Source organism: Chryseobacterium sp. CH21 (genome assembly GCF_004119445.1).
In the GTDB taxonomy this organism is placed as follows: domain Bacteria; phylum Bacteroidota; class Bacteroidia; order Flavobacteriales; family Weeksellaceae; genus Chryseobacterium.
Genome location: NZ_QICI01000066.1, coordinates 1 through 8,963, shown reverse-complemented (window position 1 = coordinate 8,963; position 8,963 = coordinate 1). Strand labels below are relative to the sequence as shown.

Genomic DNA, 8,963 nt, shown 5'->3' with positions numbered 1-8,963 from the left:
AAAAATAAAATGAGTGTCCTGAATGCGGTAAGAAATAAATTAGTACACAGAATAATGGCTGTCATCAATAGAAAACAGCCATTTTTACAAAAAGAAGAATTTGTGTCAATAAAAAATTCAAATTTCTCTTGTGTATTAACATAGAAATCTTTGCGAACAAAGAATATTATTAATAAATTAAAAATCCTTGCGGCATCGCGTTAATATTATTGTGTTAATTTTTTTTAACTAAATTTCAACGCTAAGGACGCTAAGATTTTGTATAATAGCGTTTTATTTTTCGATCGCAAGGGCGTTTCACTCAGCAAAGACAATATCTTTTTATCGCTGAACGAAGTGCCTTTGTGAACAAAGAATATTATTAATAAATTAAAAATCCTTGCGGCATCGCGTTAATATTATTGTGTTAATTTTTTTTAACTAAATTTCAACGCCAAGGACGCTAAGATTTTGTATGATAGTGTTTTATTTTTCGATCGCAAGGGCGTTTCACTCAGGAAACATAATCTCTTCTTATCGCTGAACGGAGTGCCTTTGCGAACAAAAATATCGGAAATAATTTTAAAAACATTTGCGTTCATTGCGTTAAAATAATTACTGTATTAATTTTTTAATTTCTTCCAAATCATCAATTTCGTCTACGGTTTTGTCTTTCCGCCATCTTACAATTCTTGGAAATCGCAGGGCTACACCGCTTTTATGACGATTACTGAAACCTATGCCTTCAAAAGCAATTTCAAAGACAAGTTCTGCTTTTACCGTTCTTACAGGACCGAATTTCTCAATGGCATTTTTGGTCACAAACCTGCTTACCTCCATGATTTCTTTATCCGTGAGTCCTGAATAGGCTTTGGCGATGGTCACTAAAGTATCTCCGTTTTTTACAGCAAAAGTATAATCCGTGTAATAGGCACTTCGTCTGCCGCTTCCTTTTTGGGCATAGATAAGGACAGCATCAATGGTGAAAGGATTGATTTTCCACTTCCACCAGTCGCCTTTTTTTCTTCCTGAATGATAAGGTGAGTTTTTTTGCTTTAACATCAATCCTTCGCTGTTTACGTCCCGAGAGTTTTCACGAATCGAATCAAGTTCTTCCCATTTTTCAAAATCAAGACTTTTGGAAATACTGATGCGTTCGGGATTCTCATTCAATAATAATTCTTCAAGTAAGACTCTTCTCGCGGAGATTGGTTTTTCTCTCAGGTCGTTATTTTCCAGTTCCAATAAGTCATAGACGAAGACTTCTATGGGGATTTCCGAGAGCATTTTTTTAGTTAAAGTTTTTCTGTTTAATCTTTTTTGTAATTCGTTAAAATTTAAAACTTTACCATCGTTTACCGCAAGTATTTCTCCATCCAGTACAAAGTTGCCTTTCATGGCTTTTACAGCTTCTGTAATTTCCGGAAATTGTTCTGTCACGAGTTCTTCACCTCTGGACCAGATGAAAACTTCATCGTTTCTCCGGATGATCTGTCCGCGTATTCCGTCCCATTTGTATTCTACCAGCCATTCATCAGGATTTCCCAATTCTTTAGTTTCTTTTTCCAAGGATAGGCAAGGCAGAATGGATAGGGTTTTGAATTGTCAGGATTTACATTTTCGGCATCAATAAGTTCTTTGAATGATACTTTATCCGGCAGCCATTTACCCATTAAACTATGCATCAAAGCGCTCGATTCCTGCCCTGAAAATTTGGTCAGTGCATTGATTAATGTTTTATCAGAAACTCCGATCCGGAAGCTTCCGCCAATTAATTTATTGAAAATCAAACGTTCGGTATAATCCAGTCCATTCCATGACTGCAGGACAAATTCTTTTTTTTCTGCGTCTGTTTTACCTTTTAAACTGACAATATCATTCATCCATTCTGTGAGTGATCGTTCTATTTTTTTCTGTGGAGGGGGAAGAATTAATGATAAAGTTTCTCCGAGGTCTCCCACGGAAGAATAAGATTCCTGAAAAAGCCAGTAAGGAAGTTTGGTGATCTCCAGAGCCCATTCTTTCATGTAATTGGTATTGACATTCCTCTTGGGTCTTTTGCCTGTAAATAAGGCGATAAACCATACTTTATCTTCATCAGGAGCACGTTCCAGATAATTCATGATGGCATCAATTTTAGCATTGGTTTTATTGGTGGTTTCCAATGCGTTAATAAGGTCCGCAAAATGTCTCATGATTCAGGATTTTCTGGGGTTTCTTTTTCGGTTTCTTCTTCATCCTCACCAAACAATGTTTCTACAACATCTGCTTTAATTCCTGTTTCATTCAGATATTTTGAAAAAACTTCTGTTTGTCCGTGAGTAACATGAACCAGCTCTGCTTCTGTTGCTTTTACGGTTTGCAATAATCCTTTCCAGTCTGCGTGATCACTCATCGCAAAACCAGCATCTGCGCTTCGCCATCTTCTGGCACCGCGTACCTGCATCCAGCCGGAACATATGGCTGTGGCCGGGTTTGGAATTTTCTTGATGATATTACTGTCGAGTAAGGCGGGTGGTACAATGACAATTTCATGCTCCATTTCTTTTGGGCGTTCTCTGAAATCTGCAATCGTATACTCAGGAAGATCAATTCCCACTGTTTCAAAAGCTTCATTCAGTTTTCCGATGGAGTAGTGAACGTATATTTTCCCCAGTTCTTCTACTGCTTTCATAATGCGTTGGGCTTTCCCTAAAGAATAACCTATGAATACAGAGGTTTTATCGTTTTCTTTATTTTTCAGAACCCAGTTCTGAAGTTTGTTATTCAGATCCGGAACTTCAAGCCAGTTGTAAATAGGCAGACCAAAAGTACTTTCTGTGACAAATTCATTGCATTTTACCAGCTCAAAAGGAGTGCTCAGTCCATCATCCTGAACTTTATAATCTCCTGAAATGACGGTTACATATCCTTTATATTCGAGTTTTATCTGGGCAGAACCAATGATATGTCCGGCCGGATGAAGGGATAGTTTTACTCCATTGATGGTAATCACTTCTCCATATTCTACACTTTGACATTCGATATCTGGTCCGATTCTCTGATGCAGAATAGGCTTGGTAAAATGATGACAAAGATATTTTTTCATTCCCCAACGGGCATGATCGGCATGACCATGGGTGATAACAGCCATATCTACAGGTCTCCAGGGATCTATGTAGAATTTTCCCTGTGGACAATAAATTCCTTTTGGGGCAAATGTGATTAATTTCAATGGTGTGACTGGTTTAGAAAATAAGCTTCAAAAACTTAACCAATTTACAATAAACAGTTTATTTTTTGATTATTGTGGTATGAAATCTAATAATAGATTGTGGCTAAAGCCGATGATGATATTTCTTTTTATATAAATGGGCTAAAGCGCAATTATATTGATAAAAAATGATAAAGAAAAGACTAAAAGCATAAAAAAGCTGTTTCAAATAGAAACAGCCTGGATAATTTATTTTTCATTCAACACATCGTTTACAAAGTCAATCCATTGATAATCTGGGATCGTTTTATCAATGAAATAGTCCGGTTGAATGCCTTTTTCGTCAATAGCCATATCAGGAATTCTGAAGCTTTTGGATAGTGCGTATCCGAATTTAAATTCGTTACATGGAGAATTTACAAAATACATATTGGAGATATCCAAAACTCCTGCTGTGGTTGTTCCGAAAAGCTTTACTTTTTTACTTTGTTTAGCGGCCAGTAAAAACTCTTCTGCTGTACTTCCGTTTCCTTTATTGATGATAATTCCTACATTCTTTGGGTAGGGTGAGATTTTATCCATTTTATTGATTCCTACTATATTTCCATCATCCTGCAGGCTTACATATTTACCTATGTTTTGGCTGAGTTTATCATAGGCTTTCTTTAGATATTCTCTTTCCTCGGAAGGTATCCCATATTTCTGGTAATTTTCATAAAGGTCTAACATTCTCTGATTATTCAGTTTTGTAGAATAAAACTGGGTTCTGACACTTCTGATAGGATTGGTATACAGGTATGGAATAATTTTAGAAAAACTGCCATCACTACCGCCTCCATTATATCTGATATCAATAATAAGGTTTTCCGTACTTTCAATTTTAGATTTGTTGGCTGTAATGACACTGTCTATATCTTTTTTCAAAGCACCATTGAATGAAGGAATTCTCAAAAGTAATGTCGTTTTGTTGAGCTCTTTCAGGAATGGTTTTTGAGCCGTGATGGCTTGATAATGTGTTTCAATTCCTTCCTCTTTTTCAAATTTTGGAGAAACTCTTTTTAGGGTAAAATCATTGATTTCAAGATAGTTTTTTCCTACTAATCTTATATTGCTTATTTCCTGTCCGGATTTGTTTCTTAAATAGTATGTTCCTTTGGTCTTATCTGCGTTGAAAGTCAATTTTAATTCATTAGGCTTCCAATTTTCGGCTCCGGATTGGATGATAAATCCTTTGTAGACCTCTCCAATTTTTTTAATTCCTATGGTATATGGTTCAACTGCCCAGATTCCTTCTATATCTGAGTCTCTTTTAGATAAAGCTTCTTTTTTGAACTTTTCAATATCTATTTTTACTAATTCTGTTTTGGTATTTTCATTGACTATTGTCGGAGCTTCCTGGGTTTTATTTTCAATTTTTGAGATTGAAAAATGACCGGATCTAAAGAATTTGAGCCAATCATAAATGGTCTGGTAGCATTCTGTGTCAGATTTCGCATTTTTAATTTTTTTTAGAAAATCATCATTATGCGCCTGATAAGCTGAAATTCCCTTTTTATCAATGATATACTGATATCCGGCATCATTTTCCTCAAACGTTTTTTTCACCCACTGATAATTACTTTCACAAGTACAGTTTTGAGCAAAGCCAAAAGAAGAAGAGGTGATAAAAATTAAAAGGAGTGTTTTAATTTTAAGCATATGTTAGTTATTAGTTGTATTGCAAAGGTTACAAATCTAACGATAAATCTATTTTTTTATGACTTAAAATGATATTTATTCGTAGAAATCATTTATTTCAATGATTTTTTGAACTTTTTAGCAATATAAAAATGAACGTTGAACCAATATTGACCTTCTTAGAATCTTTGAACTTTGTACCATCATTAAAAAAAGAATACAATGAGTAAAACAATTTTAATTACAGGCGGTAAGACATTTCAAATGGTACCCAAACAATGGCTGAAAGAGAAAAGATTAAAAGAAAAGTATTATTTAATTAAAAGCAGAGATAAAAAGCTTTCCGATATTTATCTTGATCTGGGTTTTGAGAATTTATCGCACTTTTATTCTTCCTTCAAAAAGAAATTTGGAGTGACGACTACAGAGGTATAACTGTTAACCATTAAAAAAACACAAATTATATCATAAGCATTATCTGCTTTTGTTGGAAAAACGCAAAGACGCAAGAAAGGTTTTACAATGTGACTGTTCTAAAGCGCAAAGATTTTATCTTCGATAAAATTTAATCCTGAATATTTCAAAACATTATTTGATTGCCTGTTGATTAATCACAAAATCTGCGAGAATCTATCAATCATTTGTAATTTTCCTGCCTCTTTGCGTTTTCCTAAATGTTATTAAGGAATTATATTTTCTGCTCTCAGTCTTTCAAAGACATTTATAAAAGAGTCTTCTGTACTTGTGTACGCTGTAAAACCAAGCTTTCTGCTTTTAGACATATCACACATCACTTCCAGAGGTCTTCCAAGATCCAGATCAGTGTGCCATGCTGATGATAGACGGTCAAGATTGCTTTCTTTCAGATTATATTTTTCGGCAATGGCTGTCCAGGTTTCGTGGTCGTTTTCCAGTTCTTTTTCCAGAGGTCTTATTGTCCCACTGAAACCATCTGCTTCTACACCGAACCAATCGGCAAGTCTTCTCCACAGCCATTTCCATCGGAAAACATCTCCATTCGCAATATTGAACGCCTGATTTTCTGCTGATTTTGTAGTAGATGCCCACACCAATTGTTGGGCTAATATTCTGGCATCTGTTACATCCGAAACTCCATTCCATTGGGCTTCTGAGCCTGGCCAAATGAATTTTCTTCCGGTTTCCTTGCAGATGCTGGCATATACGGCCAATGTTGTTGCAATGTTCATGAGATTTCCTATTGTATATCCAATCACAGTATGAGGTCTGTGAATGCTCCATGTAAAACCGTCTCTTTCTGAAGCTTTGTACACTTCATCTTCCTGTGCATAATAAAAGTTCGGAAGCGGAAGTCTTGGATGCTCTTCTCGAACAGGAGTTTCAGGTAAAATGCCTTGTTTAGCATAAGCTTCAAATGGGCCTAAATAATGTTTTAATCCTGTAACCAAAGCCACATGCTGAACAGATTTTTTAGGAGATAAAACGTTTAACAGGTTTCTTACCAACAGACTGTTGACAAGGATATTTTCTTCCTCTGTGTCATTGCGCATCCATGTGGTAAAGTAAATATGAGTAGGAGAGATCCCTTCTAACGTTTCAGCCAGACTCTGCTCATTCATCAGATCTGCTTTAATGGGACGAAGCCCCGGGATATTGGTATTTGGATTTCTGGATAATCCGTATGTTGTATAGCCTTGTGCAATCAGCTCTTCTGCAAGGTTACTCCCTGTAATTCCGGTAGCACCTACTACCAATGCAATATTTTCCATAAGTATTGTAAAATTTCTTGTACAAAAATATGGCGGGCGGCAGGCTTTTACGCTTGATCTGGATCATGCATTTGAGTTGATCTGGATCAAGTGTTATTCAGGAAATTCTTTTTACGGATTCTGCTTACTGTTTCAGGAGCAAGACCAAGATAAGAAGCAATAAGGTTGTGTGGTACTCTTCTAACCATTTCTGGGCTCTTTTGTGCCAACTGAAGGTATTTTTCTTCGGCTGTGTAACTATTGGATACAATAAGTCTGTAATCTTTCGTTACGAGGCTGTTTTGGTATAAAATTCTGAAATAACGATCCATCACAGGGATTTCCAGCATCATTTTTTCATAGTTTTCCAAAGTAATCATTAATACTTCAGTTTCTTCAACAGCATCAATATTCAGTACGGACTTTTCCTGATTGATAAAGCTGTTAAAGTCAGAAATCCACCAGCCTTCAAAGGCAAACATATTGATGTGTTCATTTCCTTTTTCATCCATACAATAAGATTTCAGCAAACCTTTGCTTACAAACGACAGTGATTTGCAGATATCTCCTTCCTGAAGCAGATATTGTTTTTTGCGAAGTTTTTTAAGAGTAAAGAAAGACTGAACATGATTCTTCTGTTCCTCAGTAATATCAACTTTATTTTCGATATGGGAAAGCAGTACTTCAAACATTAAATAAACATTTTATCAAAAATACTACTTTCTGCAGCAAGAGGGATCTTATTTTTCAAAATCTCTTTTTAGAGCTTTATTGCTTTGAGCCAGCGATAGACTAAAAGTAAGGGATCCAACGACAAGTAATTTTTTTTTATGTTTAAAAAGAAATATATGCAGATTTAAATTGTTCAATCATTATAATTAATTAAATGTTTATTTCATTAATACTTTTTTTTAAATAAATGTATTGATAATCATCTTTTGAGTGTTATTTAATAACAAATTTTCCTGAAATTTCACAGTGGTGATAATGATTTTTAATGATTATAGTTCTTTGTATTGTATTTCTTTTTGCTTACTTTATCAAATAATTATAACGAAAGAAAATTTGTTATTCATAATCAATCAATTGTTTCTATGTTATAATTGGTACATATAATTTTTTTTATAATCCTTGGTATATGTTCTGGTGAATCTTTTATAATCCTACTGAAGTATTTTATTCAGAACATGATCTGGGAAATCTCTATCCATACTACTCAATCTCCATATTAAATTGTGAGATTGAGTTTGGATAGTTGAAGGAAAAATCTATGAAATTTTAATAACTGAGCTTTTATTAAAGATGTATACACAAAATTATACCGGAAAAGAGAAATTATATCCAATATATTTCTGCTGTAACTATGTAATTTTACAATAACAATTAATAAGTAGATTACTGGCAATTTAAAATGTCAGTAACTTTTTTATAATATTATAATCATTAAATAAATAAAAAAATGAAAAAATTATTATTACTGCTCGTAGCAGGGGGAGGTTTTTTAAGCGCTCAGAAAATAGAAATTTCAGCAAGCTATGGTGTGCCATCATTATATGGTGTTGCAAATGACATCGGTACATCTATTGTGAATGGTCTTATTTTACCAAATGAAAAAACACCTACAAGTATGGGGGTGGCAGTGATAGGAGTAGCTGTTTATAGCAATAATAATAAATGGCGTTATGGTGTGGATGTAACAAACGAATTTTTTACTAAAATAGAATCAGTTCCTCAAAAAAATATATTTTCTGTACTTCCTAAAGTTGATTATTTTTGGTTTAATAGAGAAAAATTCAGAATGTATTCCGGAGTAGCAGCCGGAGTAACATTTAACAGTCATAAATATAATCTGAAAGATCAAAAGGAAACCAAAAGCACAGATACGATTTTTGGGTTCAATGTTTTACCTATCGGGTTTAGATATGGTGGAGATTTTGGGGTCTTTCTTGAAACAAACTTAGGAATGAAAGGTTTTGTTCAGGGAGGGGTTTCTTATAAGTTTTAACGGCGGTTAATTAAAAGAATTTTATTTTAAATACACCTGTTGTGCATTTATTATTTACAGCCGTGACAAGCAGAAACATATGAGACATGATCAATAAGACTGTTTTGTCCAGTGCAATTAAATACAAACACAAAAAATTCTTACAAGAACCGGTTTCAGATCCGGAATCCAGTTTCTGTTTCTCTGAAATTAAAATTCCAGCAAAAACAATATTTCATATACCCGTTGTGCATTATGAATGCAAAAAAATAAGTTGTTCATTCGATTGAAAACCAGTAAATTGTTTTTGCTACAAAACATTTACAATGAACAACTTAATTGCAAATTACGGAAGAATTTTGGAAGTTTTACGGGAAATTTCAGATGAAACACTTTTATCTTA

At 34.3% G+C, this 8,963-nt stretch carries 6 protein-coding genes and 1 pseudogene; 2 read left to right on the top strand and 5 right to left on the bottom strand.

Features of this window, described 5'->3' with window-relative positions; all coding sequences use genetic code 11:
• Nucleotides 1–594: 594 nt before the first annotated feature.
• The 3 genes and pseudogenes from BOQ62_RS14030 to BOQ62_RS14020 all read right to left on the bottom strand — a co-directional run bounded on the left by BOQ62_RS14030 (nucleotide 595) and on the right by BOQ62_RS14020 (nucleotide 4,870).
• Nucleotides 595–2,174, bottom strand: a pseudogene (locus BOQ62_RS14030) (ATP-dependent DNA ligase).
• Entirely contained in the window at nucleotides 2,171–3,193 is a 1,023-nt protein-coding gene (locus BOQ62_RS14025) for a ligase-associated DNA damage response exonuclease (protein ID WP_129040435.1), read from the bottom strand. Before BOQ62_RS14025 ends, BOQ62_RS14030 begins: the two are co-directional and overlap by 4 nt.
• A 228-nt stretch (nucleotides 3,194–3,421) precedes the next feature.
• Nucleotides 3,422–4,870: a S41 family peptidase gene (locus BOQ62_RS14020; RefSeq protein WP_129040433.1), complete on the bottom strand. Its 1,449-nt coding sequence runs from the start codon at nucleotides 4,868–4,870 to the stop codon at nucleotides 3,422–3,424.
• Nucleotides 4,871–5,071: 201 nt separating this feature from the next.
• Between BOQ62_RS14020 and BOQ62_RS14015 the strand changes: the two genes are divergently transcribed.
• Nucleotides 5,072–5,284, top strand: coding sequence for a helix-turn-helix domain-containing protein (locus BOQ62_RS14015; RefSeq protein WP_129040431.1), 213 nt, complete (start codon nucleotides 5,072–5,074; stop codon nucleotides 5,282–5,284).
• Between the two features lie 245 nt (nucleotides 5,285–5,529).
• On the opposite strand, the gene BOQ62_RS14010 is transcribed toward BOQ62_RS14015, so the two are convergent.
• A complete protein-coding gene (locus BOQ62_RS14010) occupies nucleotides 5,530–6,597 on the bottom strand; it encodes an SDR family oxidoreductase (protein WP_129040429.1) in 1,068 nt (355 codons plus the stop codon).
• Between the two features lie 86 nt (nucleotides 6,598–6,683).
• Nucleotides 6,684–7,268, bottom strand: coding sequence for a Crp/Fnr family transcriptional regulator (locus BOQ62_RS14005; RefSeq protein WP_129040427.1), 585 nt, complete (start codon nucleotides 7,266–7,268; stop codon nucleotides 6,684–6,686).
• 767 nt (nucleotides 7,269–8,035) lie between these two features.
• Between BOQ62_RS14005 and BOQ62_RS14000 the strand changes: the two genes are divergently transcribed.
• Complete coding sequence (locus tag BOQ62_RS14000) at nucleotides 8,036–8,581, top strand: hypothetical protein (protein WP_129040426.1); 546 nt, start codon at nucleotides 8,036–8,038, stop codon at nucleotides 8,579–8,581.
• Nucleotides 8,582–8,963 lie beyond the last annotated feature (382 nt).